The organism is Microbacterium sp. HSID17254, assembly GCF_003989315.1.
Lineage (GTDB): Bacteria > Actinomycetota > Actinomycetes > Actinomycetales > Microbacteriaceae > Microbacterium.
In genome coordinates this window covers 72,661-91,538 of sequence record NZ_RBLT01000001.1, presented here as the reverse complement: position 1 = coordinate 91,538, position 18,878 = coordinate 72,661, and the positions used below count along the sequence as shown (strand labels likewise).

Genomic DNA, 18,878 nt, shown 5'->3' with positions numbered 1-18,878 from the left:
CCGAAATGGTGGGCTGTTGGCACAACCCGCTGTGGCAAGGCTACGTACGTCGAACGTGAGGCCACTTTCCCATGAACCCCTCACCATTTTCCTGTGGTGCCGCCAGCCTCCGCAGCATCGTCCGGGCACGGGGACCAGTCCCGCTCCTGGGCAGTCAGACTACGGCCTGGTCACAGCTCCCGCGCCGGTTGACCATAGGTCTGCCTACGCGGTCACGCAGACGACGGATGCCGCTGGCTAGGAATGCTTCGAGATCTCGTCCACACTGATGGGAGCCTCATAGCTTCGACGCTCCCAGCGCAGTCCTACGGAGTCAGTGAACCGGACAACACCTTTACTCTCGGCGGGAGCGAAGAAGTCGACGAAGGGAACCGTCGCCGCTAGCGAGAAAGTCTGGGACACGCTTCCGAGGTCCTGCATGCTCTTCACCTCTGTGACACGCTCACCGTTCTTGACAGCCCACACCTCGAGCTGGGAGATGAGCAGCCCGCTGGTGTTCTGAACTTCCACCGTCGCTCCGTGGGTCAAGCCACCGCTGAACTCACCCCGCCACGACACGACTACCGCGAGAGCCTGCCTCATGACATCTCGCTGGTGGGCTAGTTCGAAGGTCGCTCGCTCATACTCCGCGGTCTTCTGTGCTGCGTCGGCAGCGTTGGCCGCATGCTCGGCCGATTTCTCGCCGACCCGCGCTGCGTCTCGAGCGGCGGTAGCGGCACGCCACGCGGCGACAGCGGCGAAGAGGCCGACGACGGCGGCAATTACAGACACTGCCAGCCCCAGTATTGCGAGGAACTCGTCGCCCACCACCTCCACTTGAACGGGCGGCGCCGCCATCGCGAACGGAGCGCTAGTAGGAGAAGGAAAAGGGCCGAAGATCACGGTCACAGTCTGCCAACACCATTCTTCGCGAACGTCCGTTCGACGCCTGAGCGAATGCATGTTCTCCTCGGTGCTGCGAGTCCATCGGTAGCGCGGGTGACCTCATCATCCCTGCCTCCGTCATTGGAACGAAGACGGTCCACCACAAAGTCGAGCATTCCTCGAATCCGAGCACTCAGTCTCTTGTGCCTTGGCAGTCGTCTAGCTAGCGAGGGGCTAAGCGCGTAGTACGTTGCGATGAAAGTTCGGCCAAGCGCCGTGCGCCGAAGGCGTTCGTCTCGGAACTCACGAAGCACCATCACCTCAGGCGCGTCGTAGCTTCCGTAGACGGCCGTAGCGATGTAGCACCCGCCTGTCGACTTCGGGGTCGCTGCAGACGTATCAACTGTTTCTCGCACGTTGGTTGCGCGAAGGTCGGCAACGATTTGCCGATATGGCCTAGGAAGCACGTAGTTGGGGTTCCCTGAAAAGTCGCGAAGCCGCGATGCGCACGACTCCTCTGTCTGCAAAGCGCCGAGAACGTCTGCCAGATCGTCTTGCGGCGGGTATGGCAACTGCTCGTACAGCCTCGCTGCGTCGTAACGCTCGTAGACAGAAACGGCGGCCCTAATGAGGGCGACCGCCCCTCGGGCATCACCGCCGCAGAGAGTTGTTTTCCACAAGTTCCTGAGGTTGCCGAGGTCAAAGTGGCCTTCTAGCCGAAAGGACTCGATGAGCTTCTCTGCGGACGCGAGGTACTCACCTCTGCGCTTCATAGCTGTGGCTTCGAGCCGGAGAGCCGCAGGATCGGAGTAAGTGAAGAGCATGCTCGGCTCAGCGCCAGACGAAGCCGCAAGTCCCCACCCGAGCTTTCCCGATGCTCTGTCAGCATCGGACATCTGTGTGAGCGTGACCGTCTCAGTCAAGCCTTCGTTGATGTAGGGCATTGCGGCTGTATCCAGCTCAGTTGCGAATGCACTCACGAGGGCCTTGAGCTTCTCGACCTGTGTGCTGTCGTACACCATCGCCTATTCCTTTCCTACTCGCGCGAGAACTTTGCCTCGAGCTGCTGCCATCATCATCGAAGTCCGTAGGCCGATGGCCGACTGCGTCACTTAGCTGGTGGTGCCGACAAGGTATCGCCGGATTCGGCGAGAACCCCGCGGGCAACGGCGCGGTCGACAGCTGCATTCACGCGCTGGTCTACGATGGCGCCCGTCCGCGTCCAGCCGAACTGGCGCGCGATGGCGTTCACCACCTCTGAACGTGACGCTCCACCGACGTCTCGTACGAGCATCTCGGCGGCGAGCGCGAACTCGTCGAGGTGGACCTGGTCTGGCTTGCGGTTGTGGTCGCGTGACCGCACCTTGGTTACCGCGCGGTCTTTCACATCGACGAAATCGCCTTCTCGGGCGAGGCCCGCTTTGGTGATGGCTAGGTCGATGTTTTCCTTGAGTCGAGCGGTGACTCGCCCGACGGACCACCATTCTCGGATCCGCTCGCTGACGGTGTCGAGGTGCACAGGGCCTTCAACCAGGACGAGCGCCCTGAGGGGTTCAACCAGGTGGAGATGGTTGCCGGGCTCTGCTGGCTGAACCCAGTAGGGCAACGCGACCGGTTCCGCCTCGATGTAGTCGACAGCCCAGGTGAAGGGCACTTCGACTTCCGCCGCGGTCGTCTCAACCGTCGCGCGCGGAATTGTGAAGTTCCGCTTACGGGTCGCAGTTCCCGTGACCGCGGCTTCGATGGCCGCCCGGAGGCGTTCTTCTTCCTGATGACGGTCTCGGTACCATCCGGTGCCCCAGATCCGGTGGAGGGTCCACCCGAGGCCTGAGAGCACTTGGTCCCTGAGCCGATCCCGGTCACGTGCGGCGGGTGCCGAGTGGTACTGGTAGCCGTCGCACTCGACGCCGAGGGCGAAGGAGCCGGGCTTGGCGGGGTGTCGCACACCGATGTCGATGCGGAAGCCTGCGGCCCCCACTTGGGGCTCCACGACATAGCCCCAGGACTGTATCGCCCGGATTACGGATTCTTCGAACGGGGAGTCCGGCATGAGCCCCGTCACTGAGGCTTGCGTGCCGAGTACAGAGATGCCTCTGCGTGCGAAGTCTAGATACGAGCGCAGGGCTTCAACGTTCTCATTCGTGGATTGTGGGATATCGCCTGCGTCTATGGATGCGACGACCTCGATGCGTTGCCTTGCGCGTGTGACTCCCACGTTGAGGCGACGCCATCCCCTGTCTTTATTGAGGACACCGAAGTTGGTGGAGATCTTGCCCGCTTCGTCTGGGCCGTACCCGATGGAGAAGACGATGACGTCGCGTTCGTCACCTTGAACCGACTCGAGCGACCTGACGAAGAATCCATTGAGTCGGTCGCTCTTGTCGAAATGAGGATCGAGATCTCTGTGCTGCCCACGAAGCTCGTCGACCGCGGCCACGACGGCGTCGGCCTGCGCGACGGAGAAGGTGACGACGCCGAGGGAGAGCCCGGGTCTTGTCCGGTAGTGCTGAATGACTCTTTCGGCGACGGCTTTGGCTTCCTTCGGGTTGTCTGCTCCCCCGCCTCGGCGATACATCCCGTCTACGTGGAAGAACTCGACTCCGACGTCTGGTCCTTCGTCCTGCGCGGACGGGTAGGTGACGAGGTGCCCCTCGTAGAACCGGTAGTTCGAGAAGGCGATGAGGGCTTCGTGACGTGACCTGTAGTGCCATCTGAGGCCCAGGTTTCGGAAGGCACCGGAGGACTTGGCGAGTTCGAGGATCGAGGTGAAGTCTTTGACGTCCGAGTCCTCTTCGTCGGAGTCGTCGGATTCCACCGCCCGTTCGAAGAATTGCGACGGTGGAAGCTGCTTGTCGTCGCCGGCGAGGATGAAGGATCTGCCGCGGTAGATGCAGTTGATGGAGTCGCCCGGGGTGACCTGGGATGCCTCGTCGAAGATGACGACGTCGAACTTCAGGTCGTGCGGAAGGTACTGCGAGACCGCCAGTGGAGACATCATGAAAACGGGCTTGATGGCTTGAATCGCGGTGCGCGCCTGGGTGATGAGGTTGCGAACCGCCATGTGGCGTTTCTGCTTCATGCCCTCCCGCCGGATGAGGGCGGGCTCTCCCAGCGAGGTGTTCGCGGGCCGCCGCGTGTTCGCGGACTGGATGATGTCGCTGGTGGCTGCTGCGACGATCTCTCGGTCGAGCTTCTGGAACTCGGCGACGAGGGCTTCTCGGTCTGCGGCGAGTAGTGGATGCAAGCGGGTGTCAGTTCGAATGTGCTCGTCCGCCCACGCGCGCAGCAATGCACGCTCGATGACTTTCGGAACGTCCGCAGCCTGCAAGCGCTGCTCGATACAGAAGTTGACGGTCTCATCGAGGTCGAGTTCGCGAAGCTCGGCGCGGATTGCCTGATAGTCGAACCACTCCTGTTGACCGATGGTGTCGGACTGGAAGTCGCTCAGAAGCTCGAAGGCAGTCACGAAGTCGCCGAAGTCCTCCCTCAGCTCGTCCGTCCGCGACGAGTCGAACGCGTTGAGGATCTCGTCGCGCGCGCTCTCCCACTTGCGGAGGACAGACTCAAGGCTGCCTACGGGAGAGGACTGGACCAGAGCAGAAACTTGGTGGGGCGATAGCGCAGCGCCCGCAAGCTCGCGAACTCTCCCCGCCCATCCCAGGGCCACGTCCACGACGGTGAGGTCGGTGCGGGCGCCTTGGTAAAGGTCTCCGAACTGGGCGCTCAGGTCGGTCGTCGCCAAGTCCAGCTCTCGCGTACAAGCGCGCACATCCTGGACTGCAGCGATGACCGCGTCAGCATCTTCAAGAGTGTGCTCTCTGCCGGTGTGGGCTGACACCGACTCGATCCGCTCAGCGGCGCTCCTCATGGGGGCGACGTGCGTGGACAGCCACGCGACCGAAGTCGCCGGTTGCTCGACGAGCAGTTCCGGTCGCCCGGCCAGAGCAGGAGGCGATGCAACAGTTGCTCGCCAGTTGACGAGCTCGAGACGCACGGACTCCGCAACTGCCGCCTCAGCGGGGTCAACCGTCGCGGAAGCCAGGTAGGCGACCGTCGAGCGAGAGACCATGTCACCGCTGAGAGTTATGGCTTCCTCGGCCGCTCCGAGGTATCGGTCGACCGCTTCCCAGTCGGTGGACCGTCCCTGCCACCATCGCCCGAGCAGATGCCCGGAGGCGACGCCGGCGGCCTCGAACTTTCCGACGGCATCGGACCAGGCGATGGCATCCGAAAGGTGGGCGATGCCTGACTTCACCTCCTTCGCGTCGGCGAGGAGCGCTCCGAGCGCCTTCTTGTCGGTACGGTACGCGCCGGACAGTTTTCGGAGTCCGGTGTGGAGGTTGGCGAAGCGCTCCTGGAGATCCCGCAGCGGTGCCGTGAGAGCGCTCGGGGTGAAAAGTCCGCTCGCTTGTGATTCGCTTCGCTCGAGCGCGAGAGCTTCGAGACGAAGAGTGTTTGCGGCTTCGCGGGCTGCGTGGAGACCGGAGGCTGTGAGCCAAGCGGCTTCGATGCCGGGGAACTCGCGATGTATTTCAGTGATGCGCACGACACGGTCTGCGTCAGCGAAGGAAAGAGGGGTGCCCACCCCGACGAGGTGCGCGAGGTTGCCGACGGCGTTGATCGCGGCTGTGAGCGATACCGCCCTGGCTGCGAAGGAGTCTGCGGTGCCTCTCAGCGTCTGCGCGGTGAGCCCGGCGAGGTCAACTGCCCCGCGAACGGCGATGGCCTCCGAGTGCGCGGGGAAGTCGATGGGCAGCTGCTCGTGGCCGACACCCGCCAGTTCGAGAACGAGGTCAGCAGCGCGCTGGTACGTGGTGACCAGATCGCCTAGGCGTTGACGATCTGCGTGGATGGAAGTCTGGTCGACTGCGGTCAGCCATGCATCGTTGACGAAGCCGGGACGGTGAACGTGTTGGAGATCCAGCAACTCCATCAACGTCGTCGTTTGGCGAGGCGTGCGCAGTCCGAACGAATCGACGACATCGTCATTGAGGCGAATCGTGCCTTGGAGCTCTTCCAGGGCGCTGACTGCGGAATAGAGGCGAGATTCGAGCGAGGAGGGATCCGTGACAGCGCGCCAAAGGAAAGTCGAGCCTTGCGCAGCGGGGCGCCATGTTCGTTCAAGGCGACTGAGAGTGTCGCCGAGTGCTGCGCGCCCCTCTTCTGACAGTTGGAGAGGTGGGCGACCCGGAGCGGGAGCAACGGGCACGTGGACGAGCTCGGCGAGTTCACCAAGGACATCGTGAAGCGATGCCTGCAGTGGTGAGCGAAGCTCGTTCATCGCCAGCGCGTAGGAGTTGAGTCGGCGGCGACGGTCTTCAAGGGCTGAGCGAGATGGGGCGCTCATCGCGTGGGGCGGTTGGGCGACGTTGTCGAGGGTGCGAAGGAGTTCGGATGCGACGTCTTTGCGGTTTGTCTTGTGAGAGTGCAGCTCGAGCAGGTAACTCTCGAGACCGCTGTCTTTGAGGCGGTTCTTCACCACATCGAGTGCGGCGATTTTCTCCGAGACGAAGAGCACCGACTTGCCGGCGTGCATGAGCGCGCCGATCATGTTGGCGATGGTTTGAGACTTCCCCGTTCCTGGCGGTCCGTCCATCACGAAGCTGCGTCCGGCCAAGGCGGCTGCGACAGCGGCACGTTGAGAGGAGTCCGCGTCGAGCACGAGCGGTGTGCGCTCCGGCGGGGCGACCTCGTCGATGTCGGCGGGATCAACAGGGTCGAACTGGAACTCATCGCTCTGACTCGTGGGACCGCCGTTCGCCAGTGCACGGACCACCGGGTGTTCGAGGATGGTCGCTTCGTTGTCGAGGAGGTCCTTATACATGGCCTCCTTGGCGAAGGAGAATGTGGCGAGATGAACTTCCGGCTCCAAGCTCCAGTCCTTGAAATCCTTCGCCTTGCCGAGTTCTGCGGTGAAGCGGGACAGGATCTCCGAGACGGTCAGCCCCTCGACCTCTTCGTACGTCGGAAGAGTGATCCCGAACTCGTTGAGGCGCAGCGGAAGGGCAGGGTTGAGGACGGCGTCGTCCTCACCGCCCTTGATCCTCGGGGTAGCTCGAGGCCCTTCCGGGACCAACTCAACGGGGAGCAGGTAGAGCGGACTGGTCATGTCCGTCTTGTCTACGTCTTGCCACTTCAGCATGCCGAAAGCGACGTAGAGCACGGAGAGGCCGCGGTCGAGGAACTCTTCGTTCGCGCGGCGCATCAGAGTGCGGACCACAGGACCGATCTCCGCGTCTGCGCGAGGAACGTGAAGAAGCGGCCCGGAGCGTGCCGGGCGCGCTTCGCCGCTGTTCGCGTCGATGATGTCGCCGACGAAGCTCTGCAGCTTTCCGGAACGGAGCAGTTCGAGGATGGCGTCCGCGGAGGGAGCATCGAAGCTCAGCGAGGATGTCCTGGGAGCCTTGAACCGAAGGAGACGGCTTCGTCGATCCAGTCCGATGAGCCCCTCGCGCCATGTCTTCAACGCAGCACGAGTCTCGGTGGTAGTGCCCATGTCGCCCCTCCAGTGTGCCGTCGGCCGACGGTGAACCCTCACCCGACGCGATGCTTCCCCACATCGTATCGACGCGGCCGCCTCACCCGGAGAAGAAGCTTCTCCGCTCACCCCGTCGCCCGGCAGACGCACACTGTGTGATGCCAGATTCCACCTCCAGGCGCTGAGCTCACCCACGCACAACGCGCAACAAGCGTCGAAGCAGCGACCCCACGAAGGTTTCACACCGTATGGCGCACTGTATGTTGGTGGAGTACAGCACTTGAAGTAGGATCTGCAACATGAGCAACCTCATCACCATCGACGTACCGTCGGAAATCGCCGACGAAGTGCGAAGGTTCGCGGCTTTTCTCATCACCGACCAGCCGAACCGCCTCCCACGAACAGCCGTTCCGGACGACGGGATTCCCGACTATCCGCTATGGCCTGACGAACAAGTCGAGCGGTTCGCATCAGCCCCCACGACGACAGCGCGTGTTTACGTCAAGATCATGGATGCCGTCGTAGAGCACGGCGCGGCGGGCCAGTGGCTCAGCATCGCTGAACTGGCGGAGTGGACCGGACAGACGCCATCGGTGATCTCGACTTTCCGCACACACCTCTACCGCTACATCAACGCGCACCTGCCAGAGGGAACACTCGCGCCGTTCACGAGGGCAACCGGCCAAGACCTCCGCCCGGCCCGAGGACGCGAGGTCTACTACCGCATCAGCCCCGCATGCGCCGAGCAGTGGACGCGATTGCGCGGCGAAATCGAGAGAACGAGCCTCTTCGCTGGTAAGGAGTCCTAATGGTCCTCTTCAAAGACATGCTCATCGACACGCCCTACCCGATCCTCGACATCGAAGACCGCGGCGATGACAAGGATCCACTGACAAGCGAATGCACCTACTGTCGCCGCGAAGAGTGGGGACGGAACCACAGCACGCAGGACATCGTCGTGGTCCGTCGCTGGCGTGAACGCAGCGTCTGGGCCCCCGACCTCGACGGGCTCGCCAATGGCGGCTGGTTCGAATGGCGTTGCTCAAAGCACCCGTACAGATGGGAGAGTTCGCCGTACGCCGCGAATGCCCCCGACCGTCTCCGTCCAGCACCAAGTGCGCGGTGTGAGCACGTCAGCCTCGGGGACCGGTGTCGGACGCGGACGGGCGAGAACTTCGATGGCCAGTGGCTTTGCAGCGAGCACTCCACATCGGTCGTCGCGCGACTCCGGATCGAGGAGCGCATGCGCGAGATCGGCGAAGCAATCGCCGAGTCGGACCAGCACATGTGAAGCAGATGGTGGTGCCGCGTACGGCCCCACAGCACGCATGCATGCCCCCGGCAAATAGCGCAGCGCCGCGCTCGTCGTCGTCGTCGAACGTGGCCGTCACCTCACTGACGAGGGCGCTCCGACCCCAGTCCCGATGGAGCTCTACGACGGATAGGCTCACGGCATGACGATGGTCGAGCCGCCTCCTCTGGATCCGCTGACCGGAGACGAGAAGTTACTCGGACTTGACGCGTCGGTGTCTGACTTCTGGCGGTTCGCGTTGCCCGACGTGACGACGAACAATGTCCGTGGGTGGCTGGCCGAGTACCTTGTGTGGCGTGCCACCGGGGTCGAGCGGCCGGTGCGCGTCGAGTGGGACGCGTTCGACGTCCTGTGGGGCGACATCCGCATCGAGGTGAAGTCCAGCGCATTCGTGCAGCGGTGGGCGCAGCGCCAACCGTCCACGCTCGCATTCTCAGGTCTTCGTGGAAAGCTCCTCGACCCTGTGACGAACACATACGCCGCCGAGTCGACCTACAACGCCGACGTGTACGTTCTCGCCGCGAATCTCGCCGGGCGAGAGCAGTTCGATCAACTCGACATCGGGAATTGGCGATTCGCCGTGGTCTCGCGCGTTGCGCTAGAGGCAACTGGGCAGTCAACTCTCACCTGGGTGCGAGCGCAACAGCTCGCTACCGCGGTCGTCGGTTACGACGGCCTCGCGGCGGCGATCCAAGAGGCCGCCACGGGTTAGTGTTCGGGCCGGAGGCGTCGACGGGCGAGCTCCAACTCGTCACACCCGCTGATACCTCCAGGTTCGGGAGATCATCAAGGTTGTTCCGGGTGGCGGGCTTTCAGTCTGTTCGCCTGCCTGACGCGCGCCCTGAGCAACGCGTACTTACGTGCGCTTCTCCCGCCACTGCGCGAAGTCGAAGCGAACCCGAGATGCGATGTCACCGTTTTTCGCCGACCGGCAGAGATCATCCCTTCCGAAAGCCCACTGCACTGCGGACGGGCGATGCTAGACGCTGGCTTCGGCGGACGCAGAGAGAGGCGCCTCCAGAGCCTCAACGGCTGAGATCATGTCGGCGATGGAGCCAAACCGCGCGGACTCGTCGAGACTGGTCGCGCGGTTCACAATGTCACCGACCGGGCCGCTGGCGACACCCAGTCGGGTCTTGCCAGTGAAGATGAACGAGATGATTACCCCTGCGGCGTAGATGTCGTTTGTGGGCTTGAAGTCTCTGAAGGATTCCAGGAGCGGGTCGATGATCGATCCCTTCATCTCCGTCTCCGTCCGCGTGAACTCAGAGTCCCGATGCTTGTGCAGTCCGAAGTCTGACAGCTTCACGAGCACGGCGCCCATGTCGTACTTCTTGATGAGGATGTTGTTGCGGCTGATGTCCCGATGGAGCGTGCCGCGGAGGTGGAGGTAGTTGAGCCCGTACAGGAACTGGAGGGTCACACGCTTGCGTGTTGGCCAGGTGATAGTGGAATTCCCCTTACGTATGTACTCGCCCAAGGTCTCATCGCAGTACTCCATGGTGAATGAGTTGCGGTTCGGATCGTAGTCATAGGCCTCGACGATGTAGGGGAAACGGATTGACCGCAGCAGTTCGAATTCTGCTCGGAAGCGAGCGAGGTCTCGCTCGGAGATGTTGGCCTTGGCTCGCTTCACCGCGAACGTTTCGTTGTACAGTGCGTCGTCGTACTTGTGTACCAGCGCGAAGGAACCTTCCCCGACGAGTGTGAGGACCGGCGGGGCATCGCTCCTGCGTTGTGGAGCTGGCGCTGAGGTGAACATCACGGCCTCGTAGCGCTCGATCTCTATTCGTTCGACTGAGTCCGGGATCGGACTTCCTCCCGAGTAGACCAGGAACGATTTGCACTCTTCGATGAGCTTTCTGTAGTCCTCGCGCACCTCGAAGGTCACACCGGCACGCTTGAGCGATTTCCTCATGTCGCTGATCTGCTGGATCAGGTCCATGAGGTCACGACTGTCGCCCGCGTTGAAGTGACGCCCAATGGTCATCTTCGTGTTCATGAACCGGAAGTGGCCGTTGAGCCTCTCGTGTAGGACCGCGAAGATGCCATCGAGCGGTGGGGCCTCCGCTGAATACAACGCCAGGTATTCCGGCTCGGCATCATCGGGGTCGATATCTGTCGCCAGCCCGCGCGCGACATCGTCCAGCGTGACCATATGCTCATCCTGGCAGAACGGGAGCGGGCGCCTCGGTACCGCAGCGTTCGCTGAAGCAGCGTCAGCGCTGCCGCCGGTACGAGAGACTGGGCGGATGACCACCCTGCCTGACATCACTCTCCTGCCGGTTCGGCACCTGCTACAGCTAGAGGCGAGGGTCGTGCATGAACTTCGGCGGCGCGACCTGGTACGGACGAACAACAAGCCGTTGGGCGATATCGCAGAGCACGTTGTCTGGCTGGCCCGTGGCGGAGTACTGGAACCCAACTCGACCAAGTCGCACGACATCACCACCGCCGCTGGCTGGCGCATCCAGGTGAAGGCGATGGCCAACCGCGCAGCCGGGCCCGGCGCGCGCTTTAGCCCGTTCCGGAGCGCGGACTACGACACCGCAGTGTTCCTCGTTTTCGGTGCCGAGTTCGACATCGTTGAGGCCATTGAAGTCGAAGCGGCCCTGATCGAGGAGCGCGTGCGGTTCGTCGCGCACGTCGCGGGCCGCCAGCCCAGCCTCACCCAGGTGCGCGCGCTCGGCAACGACGTGACCGCAGAGATGCAGTCGGCGTATGAGCAAATCGATGATCAGCCGCTTGCGGGGCGCGACAGCGTCCGCTCTGGCCAGGCGGGCGACGGCGCCGGCCCTGGCGAAGTTCGTCGGCAGAGGCCTTAGGCGTCCGAGAGACAACGGATTCCCGCGCCGTTGCGGCACTGTCGGCCGGTTGTCATAGACGTGCTCTACGTTGGGACCCATGCAAGAGAAGAAATCTGCGCTTGAACAGCACATCGCCGTGTTCGGGGAAAGCGGAAGCGGCAAGACCGTGCTGGTGTCGTCCTTCTATGGCGCGGCGCAGGAAGCATCGTTCTTGAAGCAAAGCCTCTATCGCGTCGTGGCCGAGGACATCGGTCAAGGCGCCCGACTGAACCGCAACTATCTCGGTATGCGAGACGAAGCCAGAGCCCCCGACCTCACCCGCTTTGCGGCGACGTCATACGCCTTCTCGATCAAGTTGAAGGATCCGCCAAACCAGAAGGCGTCCAAGGCGCAACCGTTCCACGCGTTGCGACTTGTCTGGCACGACTACCCCGGTGATTGGTTCGAGCAGGGTGCGAGTGGCGAAGAGGCACGGCGCCGCGTCGACACGTTTCGCTCACTCCTCGGGTCAGACGTTGCGTTGCTGCTCGTCGATGGTCAGCGCCTACTGGATCATGCAGGCGACGAAGAACGCTACTTGAAGTCACTCTTCAGCAACTACGCCAACGGACTCCTCGCGCTCAAGGACGATCTGCTCGAGGAGGGGACGCCACTTGCGCAGTTCCCGCGCATCTGGATCGTGGCGCTGTCGAAGGCGGACCTGCTTCCTCACATGGACGTTTTCAAGTTCCGAGACCTGCTCGACCTGAACGCCGCCGACGACCTCGACGAGCTGCGTAAGGTGCTCGCTGGCTTCGTTCAGAATCCAAGCGCGATGTCAGTCGCCGAAGACTTCCTCTTGTTGTCATCAGCGAAGTTCGAGCCGAACAAGATCGAAGTCGACAAGCGCGTCGGGATCGACCTCGTTCTGCCCGTGGCCGCATTGCTTCCGCTTGAGCGCCATGCGAAGTGGGCGAGGCTCGGGCAGCTTCCGACCAAGGTCGCTCAGAGCATCATCAGCGGCGGGTCAAAGCTTCTAGCCGCCGCGCTCCTCGGCAAGCAGAATAAGGGCAAGCTCGGTGCCGTCCTCGCGATGCTAAGCCCAGACGTCATTGATGAAGCAGCTCAGATGGCCGGCGACAAGCTCCGTGAGCTGAACGCGCAGGCGCTTGCCAAGCACAATTTCGTCACTGCGACGCTGACGCAGTTCCAGATGGACTTGGATAAGGGGGAGGAAGATGATGTTCTCCTTCGGAGCCTGACGTGATGCTTCAGCCGGGTTCATACATCTGGGCGACGCGAGGTCGAGAGTGGGGCTTCCGTTTCCTCCGCGATGGCGGGTACGACGATCCCCTCCCGGTCTACGAAGACGCGTTCGATGGGGTGGCTGAGCAACGCACGGTCATGAGACGAGTTGGTGATGTGCTGGCGATTCGCTTCTTGGATCCGGAAGGAAGGGAAGACCACGCGCGTCGGCCCATTTCTCACGACTTCGTTGTCCGCGCGACAGGCTCCTCCCGTCTGCCGGACATGACCATTGCAGCGCGAGTCGCCTGGGAGTCCGTGGCCGAGGAGTACGCCGGTATGTGGAATGCGGAGGCGCCGTAGCACTGGGCACCGCTCAGGGCATAGGTGCGACGTGACCCGTCCAGCCCGTTCCGTCCCACCACCGGATGGAACCGACCCTGTCGTCGTACCACCCTGCAGGAATCGTAGGCGCCGACTGACGGTGCTCCGTCCATGCGGCGCCGTTCCACCAACGTAGCCCGACACTTGCGCCGTCGGTGTACCAGCCTGCTGAGGGCATCATCGGCGTTGCGTCAACGACTGTCCCAGGGCTGTCTGCGTCGGCATTTTGGGAAGATTGATCCGCGGCTTCACCTTTGCCTTCGCGCCGCTTCTGGAATAGTCGTACAGTGCCGTACGCGAGGCCTCCAATGGCGGCGATAGCTGCCAGGTCTCTCAGCCTGAGGTCCGCTTCGCCCGCTCCGGACGAGTCATCGACGGCGCCTTCGACGCTCTCGCAGTCGCACTCATACTGTAGGCATTCCCACTCGTGCGAGTGCCAGCACCAATGCTCACATTCACCTTCGCACTCCCACGACCACTCGTGCGTGCAGAAGTCCGCCACCGTCATCGACACAGCGGTCTACTAGGACGAGCGCGTTCCTGAGGCACGGCCTGATCTTATCGGTCTGAGGATGTGCCGTTGGTATGTGAGCTCCTAACCCGCGAGCCTCAGCTAGCAGGGCCGACTCAGGCCTGCAGGACGTGCTCAGCGTCTTGCAGACCGGGGCGAACGACCCTTGGACCTGGGCGCAGTGGTAGAACGTGGCGCTGCCCGAAGCGGCTTCATCCCGCAACATCACGCAGCTCTGCGAAGGGCGTCTCGAGGAGTCGCTACTGGCTGCCCGACACGACGCCTGGTCGTGGAGCAGCTGAGCCCGTGGCGGACGTCACGCCTCCGCTGTCCCGAACGGTCAGCATGCATGCGCACTAACGTTGGAGCGGCAGAGAGGGCCCTCGCTGTCAGCGGAGCGTGCGGTTGCGGAACTCGTCGCCCACTTCGGTCAGCAGCAACAGACCTTCCTTGAACGGGAGGTTGAGGTTACGGATGACGCTCTCGATCTTCTTCTTCTCGACCGAAAGCTCACTCTTGTAGGTGGCGCGGTGCGCGGCGTTCAGAGCCTCTCGGATCTTCCGAGCCTTCCGGTCTTCCCCCGTAGGTGGAGCCTTCACGTACTCGAGTTCGGCGACGCCTTCGAACCAGAGTCGGGTAGCGATGCCGTCGGTGCGCTTCGGCAAGTCGCGACGCGCGACCTTCTCCTCCGGCGACATCCCGACACCTCGCCTTACTGCTTCTACGTCCTCGGCTCGGCGGTCACCCTCAAGGTCCACCGGAGCGCGAGCTGGTGCGGGAGCCGTCACGGCCTCGGGCTCCACCTCGGTCGTGGCGAGCCCGAGCTCAGATCGGAGCTTGGCTACTTCGGCGCGGAGCTTGACGACTTCAGTATCCACTCCGGCCGGGGCGGGAGTGGGAACTGGCGAAGCTAGCGTCGTGGGGGCCGCGGTGTGCCCCTTGAACGACGCGTTCAGCGCGCTCCTGTACTCGCGTGGAGACCCTGAGAAGTGCGCGATGTTCCCGTCGCGGAAGTTGATGCGGAACTGTACCGTGTCGTCTTTGAAGGCCTTGGGCACCAGTCCGCCAACCAGGGCTCCGACGGGCCCGGCGATGATGCTGCCAGCGACGATCCCGGCGCCTCCTGCGGCGTAGTTGTATTCCTTGCCGGTTCCGACGATGTCAACGGAGGAGACGGTGTTGGCGTTCAAGTCCCAGCTCCCCGAGGGGAGGCGGGTGAGCGAGCCGAACCCGATGGCGTAGACACCGATCTTCGGCAGCGTGCCACCAATGTACTTGAGGGTCATGGCATGAGCTTACTGACGATGACCCCGTCAATCAGGGCAGGGCGCATACACGTTCTCCACTGCCTTTCCCCACACCCAGCACCAGAACACCTGCTCCTCGGCCCCGAACTCGACGCCCGCGGCGAGCGGCGTGGACCTGGGTACCAACGAGGACGGCTACGCAATGGTGTTCGATGTCTTCAAGGCCGAGGATGGCTCCGAGCGAGCCTGTCTAGGCTCCGGCCTGGTGCACGAAGCGGTCTGCAGTGCCGGGGCGCGCGGCCGATAACGTCGCAAGATTCGACCTCGACTCGCTCTGACTCGCCTGCCGGGGGTCCTGACCCCTGATGAGTGGTGCCGACGCTGCGGCGCCGAGGGCGCTGCTCGGGACACGGTCATCCGTCGACTCGCGCACGAGCCGCTGGGGTGGCGACCCACCGTCCTTGAGGTCGCGGTGCGTCGTCGCGGACAAAGGTGTCGGTGCTTCCGCGGGCTACCTCACCGCCGCACTGCACGCAGCCACCAACGTGACCCCATCGCGACGAGTCCAGAGTTGCGGGCCACCCCCGCGATTGGGAGACATGCCCTAGCTCTGGGCCTCGCCGAGGCGCGCTTCGTGCGTGAGCTCGGCGCGGAGACCGCCGCCGGTCGCAGCCCGGGCAAGAGCGCGACCCAGCGCAGGTGCCTGCTTGAACAAATTGTGACCGGCCACAAAAAGGACAGAGCCTGCCTCCCACACGGCCACGCCGTCCTCACTCCACGGGAGATCGGTCACCCAGCAGTGAAGGAAGTCGCGCGGCTCCGGGTGGAGACCGGGCAGCGCCCGTGTCACGTACTCGCGTGCGCGTTCGTCCAGCGATCGAATCGCCGCCGGGTCGATGAAAGTTCCGTCGTCGCGGACGCGGACGGTGTCGCTGAGTCCGACCGAATAGCTGCTGTTGCCCGGTAGCGGCGTCGCGTAGACGCCGACTTCGCCGAAGACGCCGCTGCTGTCCTGCAGGCACGCGACTCGTTCCGGGGCGGCGGCTTTCACGTCGAAGGTCAGCCTGACGTGAGCGGCAAGGCGAACCGGCAGCGACAGGCCGACGCTGCGTGCCAGGCGGGCGGTTTCGCGGCCGGCGCACACGATCACCTTGGAGTAAACAGCCCGGTCGGTGACGCTGCGCACCTCGACCGTCCCGTCGGCGCGGGGATCGATGGAGATGACCTCACCGGTGGTGACCGCATCTGCGAGGGCACCCGTTAGTGCCGTGATCGCGGCGCGGGTGCGGATCGCGCCGCCCGACTCGTCGAGCACCGCTGGCCCCGAGTACCCAGCAAGCAGCGGCATCCGCTGGGCGACCTCGGCCGCATCGATCTCGTGCGCTACCACGCCGCCGACCTGGTCGAGCACCCGCAGCCGCGCCAGGGCGCTGTCTCCGATCGCCAGGACACCGTCTGATGAGACCAGCTCGACGTCGAAGTGTTCGGACCACTCATCCCATACGCCGCGGCTTTCGCGCGCGAAAGCGACGAGTCGCGGGTCGTCGTGGGCATGCCGGAAGATCCGCGACTCGCCTGCGGACTGACCCGTCCCGGGCACACCAGCCTCGTACAAGCGCACCGGCACGCCCTGCTCCCGCAGCGCGTACGCCGTCGAGAGACCGACGATCCCGCCCCCGATCACTGCTACCTCGGGTGAACGCGTCGTGGCAACGCCGTCGTCAGTTCCTGTCATCGCGGTTTCCCGATCTGTTGGTGATCAGCGGTAGGCCGAAAGGGAAGGGGCCGCTGCCACGATGTCAGCGGGCTGTGTAAGCCCGAAGTCACCGCGCGCCGCGACCCCCCCCCCCCCCCCCCTTTCTGGGTCAGTACTCCCGGTCTGTGGTTTCAGGCGGGGAGTTTGGAGCCCAGGACGTCGAGCTTCTCGATCGTCGGCTCGCTGAACAGTTTGCCCGTCTGCTCGCCGAGAGCGGTCGCAACTGCGCCGGACAGGTGCGCGTCGCGGCCGGCGTCATCGGGGAACACGTCGAAGATCCCGAATGAGGACGGGCCGAGACGGATCGCGAACCACGCGGTGGTGGCCGGTTCCTCCTCGACGAGCCCTCGCCCGATGCCGAGAAACTCCTGGACCTCGTCTTCCTTGCCGGGCAGGGCCTCCAGCCTGACAAGCAGTCCCTTCGTGACGCTCATGACGTCACCTCTTCCTGGGTCGAACTGCTCGCAAATTTCGCCACGATCGTATCGCAGAACGCAGGCAGGTCGTCGGGTGAGCGGCTGGTGATCAGGTTCCCGTCGACCACGACATCCTGGTCAACGACCTCCGCTCCGGCGTTGCGCAGATCCGTGCGGATGCTCGGGAAGGACGTCAAGGTGCGACCTCCGACCACGCCAGCCTCGATCAACGTCCAAGGCCCGTGACAGATCGCGGCAATGGGCTTGCCAGTTTCGACGAAGTCGCGGACGAAGGAGACGGCGTCCTTGTCGACCCGGAGCTGGTCGGGGTTCACCGTGCCGCCGGGAAGCAGCAGGGCGTCGTAGTCGCCCACCGAGGCGTCGGCGACCAACCCGTCGACGGTGAACGTGCCCGCTTCATCCAGGTCGTTCTTACGGGCCTTGATCTCGCCGTCGTGGATCGAAAGGACCTCGGTCTGAGCGCCGGCCCGTTCCAGTGCTTCGCGGGGTTGCTCGAGCTCAACGCGTTCGACTCCGTCGGCGGCGAGGATCGCGACCCTCTTGCCCTGAAGTTCTGCTGCCATCTCAGTTTTCCTTCGTTCCGTTTGACATGCCGGGCTTGATGAGGACCTTAGTCCAACCCTTGGACCTGGCGTCGAAGTTCTTGTAGGCATCGGCAGCCTGGTCCAGCGAGATCTCGTGGGAGACGATCCACGAAGGGGTCGCCTTGCCGGCCGCGATCAAGTCCCGCAGCTGGCGGTTGTACCGCTTGACCGGGGCCTGACCGCTTCCCATGGTCTGCCCCTTGAACCAATGTGTGCCGAAGTCGATGGCCGCCTTGCCCTGCTTGGCCAATTCGCCCTCGGCCCCCGGGTCCTGGGGGACGAACACGCCGACGGTGCCGATCCCTCCGGTGAAGCGGACCGCGTTGATGAGCATGTTCAAGGTGGCGGCGGTGTCCTCGTTGCCCTGCGGATCGTGGGCCTGGTAGCCCACGCATTCGCAACCACGGTCAGCTCCGAGCCCCATAGTCTCGTCCAGCACAGCCTGCACGGGGTCGACCTTGGAGTCGTCGATGGCAATCGCACCGATCTGCTCGGCCAGCGCGAGCCGGTCAGGGTGGCGATCGACCACCATCACCTTTGCTGCGCCCTTGATCATCGCGGACAGGGCGGCCATCAATCCGACCGGACCCGCCCCAGCGATCACAACGCTGTCGCCGGGGATCACGCCGGCCATCTCGGTGGCGTGGTAGCCGGTGGGGAAGATGTCAGAGAGCATGACGTAGTCGTTCTCCCTATCCTCCGCATCCTCGCCCAGGCGCAGCGCGTTGTGGTCACCGAAAGGCACGCGGAGAAGCTCCGCTTGGCCACCGCCATAGGGACCCATGTCGGCGAACCCATAAGCCGCACCGGCGAGTGATGGGTCGGGCTGAGTGGTGAGGCAGTAGTTGGTCAGGCCGCGTTCGCAGTTCTTACAGAACCCGCACGAGATGTTGAACGGGAGCACAACCCGGTCTCCGACCCTGACCTTCTCCACGCCACTACCGACCTCGATGACCTCCCCCATGTTCTCGTGCCCGAACGTCCGGCCCACCTCGAAGGAGGTCCTCCCCTCGTACATGTGGAGGTCCGAGCCGCAGATGTTCGTCGTCGTCACCCTGACCAGGACATCGGTGGGCCGCTCGATCTTCGCGTCCGGGACCTCCTTCGTGCTGACCTGACGGGGTCCCTCGTACACCACTGCTTTCATGTCTACTCCGATCTGATGGTGTTGCTCGGTAGCCTTCTGGCCTTGATAGCCTCCTGGCAGAGCCTTGACAATGCAGCCCTTCGCGAGGTAGCGGACACCCTCGGGAACCACGTGTCAAGGGGCTCGC

General features: G+C 63.7%; 15 protein-coding genes. 5 read left to right on the top strand and 10 right to left on the bottom strand.

The features are described 5' to 3' along the window. Window positions 1–237 precede the first annotated feature (237 nt). From D8M34_RS00430 to D8M34_RS00420, 3 genes are all read right to left on the bottom strand, one after another. Window positions 238–837 carry a hypothetical protein gene (locus tag D8M34_RS00430; protein WP_126892909.1) on the bottom strand — a complete coding sequence of 200 codons (600 nt, stop codon included), beginning with the start codon at window positions 835–837 and terminating at the stop codon, window positions 238–240. Between the two features lie 47 nt (window positions 838–884). Beyond that, window positions 885–1,886, bottom strand: a complete 1,002-nt coding sequence (locus D8M34_RS00425) for a CFI-box-CTERM domain-containing protein (protein WP_126892908.1) — start codon at window positions 1,884–1,886, stop codon at window positions 885–887. A gap of 86 nt (window positions 1,887–1,972) precedes the next feature. Then, window positions 1,973–7,360, bottom strand: a complete 5,388-nt coding sequence (locus D8M34_RS00420) for a DUF3320 domain-containing protein (RefSeq protein ID WP_126892907.1) — start codon at window positions 7,358–7,360, stop codon at window positions 1,973–1,975. A gap of 281 nt (window positions 7,361–7,641) precedes the next feature. On the opposite strand from D8M34_RS00420, the gene D8M34_RS00415 reads away from it, so the two are divergent. The 3 genes from D8M34_RS00415 (at window position 7,642) to D8M34_RS00405 (ending at window position 9,366) form a co-directional block, all read left to right on the top strand. Then, on the top strand, window positions 7,642–8,151 hold the full coding sequence (locus tag D8M34_RS00415) for a hypothetical protein (protein ID WP_105950077.1): 510 nt from the start codon (window positions 7,642–7,644) through the stop codon (window positions 8,149–8,151). Then, the gene (locus D8M34_RS00410; protein ID WP_105950078.1) at window positions 8,151–8,633 is read left to right on the top strand and encodes a hypothetical protein; all 483 of its coding nucleotides are present in this window, start codon (window positions 8,151–8,153) and stop codon (window positions 8,631–8,633) included. The genes D8M34_RS00415 and D8M34_RS00410 overlap by 1 nt, the downstream gene beginning before the upstream one ends. Before the next feature lie 163 nt (window positions 8,634–8,796). Beyond that, the gene (locus D8M34_RS00405; protein WP_105950079.1) at window positions 8,797–9,366 is read left to right on the top strand and encodes a hypothetical protein; all 570 of its coding nucleotides are present in this window, start codon (window positions 8,797–8,799) and stop codon (window positions 9,364–9,366) included. Window positions 9,367–9,633: 267 nt separating this feature from the next. Here D8M34_RS00405 and D8M34_RS00400 read toward each other — a convergent pair whose 3' ends face one another. Beyond that, window positions 9,634–10,812 carry a protein kinase family protein gene (locus tag D8M34_RS00400; RefSeq protein ID WP_158698549.1) on the bottom strand — a complete coding sequence of 393 codons (1,179 nt, stop codon included), beginning with the start codon at window positions 10,810–10,812 and terminating at the stop codon, window positions 9,634–9,636. Between the two features lie 94 nt (window positions 10,813–10,906). Here D8M34_RS00400 and D8M34_RS00395 point away from each other — a divergent pair, with 94 nt between their 5' ends. Further along, window positions 10,907–11,479 carry a hypothetical protein gene (locus tag D8M34_RS00395; protein WP_199787649.1) on the top strand — a complete coding sequence of 191 codons (573 nt, stop codon included), beginning with the start codon at window positions 10,907–10,909 and terminating at the stop codon, window positions 11,477–11,479. Between the two features lie 79 nt (window positions 11,480–11,558). Next, window positions 11,559–12,707, top strand: coding sequence for a TRAFAC clade GTPase domain-containing protein (locus D8M34_RS00390; RefSeq protein WP_126892906.1), 1,149 nt, complete (start codon window positions 11,559–11,561; stop codon window positions 12,705–12,707). Window positions 12,708–13,061: 354 nt separating this feature from the next. On the opposite strand, the gene D8M34_RS19490 is transcribed toward D8M34_RS00390, so the two are convergent. From D8M34_RS19490 to D8M34_RS00355, 6 genes are all read right to left on the bottom strand, one after another. Continuing rightward, window positions 13,062–13,247: a DUF2510 domain-containing protein gene (locus D8M34_RS19490; RefSeq protein ID WP_105950811.1), complete on the bottom strand. Its 186-nt coding sequence runs from the start codon at window positions 13,245–13,247 to the stop codon at window positions 13,062–13,064. Between the two features lie 722 nt (window positions 13,248–13,969). Continuing rightward, window positions 13,970–14,866, bottom strand: a complete 897-nt coding sequence (locus D8M34_RS00380) for a hypothetical protein (RefSeq protein ID WP_105950083.1) — start codon at window positions 14,864–14,866, stop codon at window positions 13,970–13,972. 565 nt (window positions 14,867–15,431) lie between these two features. Beyond that, the gene (locus D8M34_RS00370) at window positions 15,432–16,562 is read right to left on the bottom strand and encodes an NAD(P)/FAD-dependent oxidoreductase (protein WP_174235357.1); all 1,131 of its coding nucleotides are present in this window, start codon (window positions 16,560–16,562) and stop codon (window positions 15,432–15,434) included. 152 nt (window positions 16,563–16,714) lie between these two features. Then, entirely contained in the window at window positions 16,715–17,017 is a 303-nt protein-coding gene (locus D8M34_RS00365; protein ID WP_105950085.1) for a putative quinol monooxygenase, read from the bottom strand. Then, complete coding sequence (locus D8M34_RS00360) at window positions 17,014–17,583, bottom strand: type 1 glutamine amidotransferase domain-containing protein (RefSeq protein WP_126892905.1); 570 nt, start codon at window positions 17,581–17,583, stop codon at window positions 17,014–17,016. The genes D8M34_RS00365 and D8M34_RS00360 overlap by 4 nt, the downstream gene beginning before the upstream one ends. Window position 17,584: 1 nt before the next feature. After that, window positions 17,585–18,751 carry a glutathione-independent formaldehyde dehydrogenase gene (locus tag D8M34_RS00355; RefSeq protein ID WP_105950087.1) on the bottom strand — a complete coding sequence of 389 codons (1,167 nt, stop codon included), beginning with the start codon at window positions 18,749–18,751 and terminating at the stop codon, window positions 17,585–17,587. Window positions 18,752–18,878: the final 127 nt, after the last annotated feature.

Bases quoted from the DNA above. Each gene is read 5' to 3' on its own strand.
- D8M34_RS00430 (WP_126892909.1), bottom strand. From the start codon at position 837: ATGGCGGCGCCGCCCGTTCAAGTGGAGGTGGTGGGCGACGAGTTCCTC.
- D8M34_RS00425 (WP_126892908.1), bottom strand. From the start codon at position 1,886: ATGGTGTACGACAGCACACAGGTCGAGAAGCTCAAGGCCCTCGTGAGT.
- D8M34_RS00420 (WP_126892907.1), bottom strand. From the start codon at position 7,360: ATGGGCACTACCACCGAGACTCGTGCTGCGTTGAAGACATGGCGCGAG.
- D8M34_RS00415 (WP_105950077.1), top strand. From the start codon at position 7,642: ATGAGCAACCTCATCACCATCGACGTACCGTCGGAAATCGCCGACGAA.
- D8M34_RS00410 (WP_105950078.1), top strand. From the start codon at position 8,151: ATGGTCCTCTTCAAAGACATGCTCATCGACACGCCCTACCCGATCCTC.
- D8M34_RS00405 (WP_105950079.1), top strand. From the start codon at position 8,797: ATGACGATGGTCGAGCCGCCTCCTCTGGATCCGCTGACCGGAGACGAG.
- D8M34_RS00400 (WP_158698549.1), bottom strand. From the start codon at position 10,812: ATGGTCACGCTGGACGATGTCGCGCGCGGGCTGGCGACAGATATCGAC.
- D8M34_RS00395 (WP_199787649.1), top strand. From the start codon at position 10,907: ATGACCACCCTGCCTGACATCACTCTCCTGCCGGTTCGGCACCTGCTA.
- D8M34_RS00390 (WP_126892906.1), top strand. From the start codon at position 11,559: ATGCAAGAGAAGAAATCTGCGCTTGAACAGCACATCGCCGTGTTCGGG.
- D8M34_RS19490 (WP_105950811.1), bottom strand. From the start codon at position 13,247: ATGCCCTCAGCAGGCTGGTACACCGACGGCGCAAGTGTCGGGCTACGT.
- D8M34_RS00380 (WP_105950083.1), bottom strand. From the start codon at position 14,866: ATGACCCTCAAGTACATTGGTGGCACGCTGCCGAAGATCGGTGTCTAC.
- D8M34_RS00370 (WP_174235357.1), bottom strand. From the start codon at position 16,562: ATGACAGGAACTGACGACGGCGTTGCCACGACGCGTTCACCCGAGGTA.
- D8M34_RS00365 (WP_105950085.1), bottom strand. From the start codon at position 17,017: ATGAGCGTCACGAAGGGACTGCTTGTCAGGCTGGAGGCCCTGCCCGGC.
- D8M34_RS00360 (WP_126892905.1), bottom strand. From the start codon at position 17,583: ATGGCAGCAGAACTTCAGGGCAAGAGGGTCGCGATCCTCGCCGCCGAC.
- D8M34_RS00355 (WP_105950087.1), bottom strand. From the start codon at position 18,751: ATGAAAGCAGTGGTGTACGAGGGACCCCGTCAGGTCAGCACGAAGGAG.